Source organism: Xinfangfangia pollutisoli, from assembly GCF_020179405.1.
In the GTDB taxonomy this organism is placed as follows: domain Bacteria; phylum Pseudomonadota; class Alphaproteobacteria; order Rhodobacterales; family Rhodobacteraceae; genus Pseudogemmobacter; species Pseudogemmobacter pollutisoli.
The window spans coordinates 1-1,870 of record NZ_JAICBZ010000170.1 but is presented as its reverse complement, the minus strand read 5'-3'; the positions used below and the strand labels follow the sequence as shown (position 1 = coordinate 1,870).

Here is a 1,870-nt window from a genome sequence, read left to right as displayed (position 1 = left end):
AGAACGGGGGCGTTTGGCATGGGTCAGGCCTTGTTCATGCGGTTTTCGATCAGGTCCTCGACCACGGACGGATCGGCCAGGGTCGAGATATCGCCCAGGGCGCCGAAATCGTTCTCGGCGATCTTGCGCAGGATGCGGCGCATGATCTTGCCCGAGCGGGTCTTCGGCAGGCCCGGCGCGAACTGGATCAGGTCGGGCTTGGCGATCGGGCCGATCTCCTGGCGGACCCAGGCCTCCAGCTCCTTGCGCAGCTGCGCCGTGGGCTCGACCCCCTTCATCAGGGTGACATAGGCGTAGATGCCCTGGCCCTTGATGTCATGCGGATAGCCCACCACCGCGGCCTCGGCCACTTTCTCATGCGCCACCAGCGCGCTTTCCACCTCGGCCGTGCCCATCCGGTGGCCCGAGACGTTGATCACGTCATCCACCCGCCCGGTGATCCAGTAATAGCCATCGGCATCCCGCCGGCAGCCGTCGCCGGTGAAGTAATAGCCCTTGTATTGCTGGAAATAGGTCTCCTGGAAGCGTTCGTGATCGCCCCAGACCGTGCGCATCTGGCCGGGCCAAGAGTCGGCGATGCACAGGACGCCCTCGGTTTCCGTGTCGGTCAATTCGGCCGCGCTGGTCGGGTCCAGCACCACGGGCTTGACCCCGAAGAAGGGCTTGGTGGCCGAGCCCGGTTTGGTCGGGATCGCGCCCGGCAGGGGTGTCAGCATATGGCCGCCGGTTTCGGTCTGCCAGAACGTGTCGACGATCGGGCAGCGGCCCTTGCCGACATGGGTGTTGTACCAGTTCCAGGCCTCGGGGTTGATCGGCTCGCCGACCGAGCCCAGAAGGCGCAAGGACGACAGGTCGTGCTTTTCCACCCATTCCGGGCCAAGGCCCATCAGCGACCGGATCGCGGTCGGGGCGGTGTAGAATTGCGTGACCTTATGCTTGGCGCAGACTTCCCAGAAGCGGCCGGCATCGGGAAAGGTCGGCACGCCTTCGAACATGATCGTGGTCGCGCCATTGGCCAGCGGGCCATAGACGATATAGCTGTGCCCGGTGACCCAGCCCACATCGGCCGTGCACCAGAAGATGTCGCCGTCATGATAGTCGAAGGTCAGCTGATGGGTGATCGCGGCATAGACCAGATAGCCGCCGGTCGTATGCACAACCCCCTTCGGCTTGCCGGTCGAGCCCGAGGTGTACAGGATGAACAGCGGATCCTCGGCGCCGACCTCGACATAGGGGCAATAGGGCTTGGCCGCGGCCATTTCGGCGGTCAGGTCGAAATCGCGGCCATCGACCAGATGGGTCTCGTCGCCGGTATGGCGCACCATCAGGCATTTGACCCGGTCGGAGCAATGCAGCAGCGCCTTGTCGGTATTGTCCTTCAAGGGCGTCTTCTTGCCGCCGCGCGGGGCGTAATCGGCGGTGATCACCAGCTTGGCTTCGCTGTCATTGATCCGGTTGGCCAAGGCATCGGGCGAGAAGCCCGCGAAGACGATGGAATGGATGGCACCCAGCCGCGCGCAGGCCAGCATCGCATAGGCGGCTTCGGGGATCATCGGCAGATACAGGACGACCCGGTCGCCCTTGCGCACCCCATGCGCCTTCAGCACATTGGCCATGCGCGAGGTCTGCTCCAGCAATTCGCGATAGGTGATATGCTTGGCCGGGGTCTTCGGATCGTCGGGTTCCCAGATGATCGCGGTCTGGTCGGCCCGGTCGATCAGATGGCGGTCGATGCAATTGGCCGAGACGTTCAGCGTGCCGTCTTCATACCATTTGATCGACACCTGCCCGAAGTCGAAATTCGTGTTCTTCACCTTGCTGAACGGCGTGATCCAGTCGATCCGCTGACCCTGCTCGGCCCAAAAGGCCT

General features: G+C 63.7%; 1 protein-coding gene. It reads right to left on the bottom strand.

Annotation, left to right across the window (positions count from 1 at the left end):
* Nucleotides 1-23 precede the first annotated feature (23 nt).
* Nucleotides 24-1,870, bottom strand: a 1,847-nt coding sequence (gene acs, locus K1Y73_RS21825) for an acetate--CoA ligase (RefSeq protein ID WP_225030517.1), incomplete at its 5' end; no start/stop codon positions are given.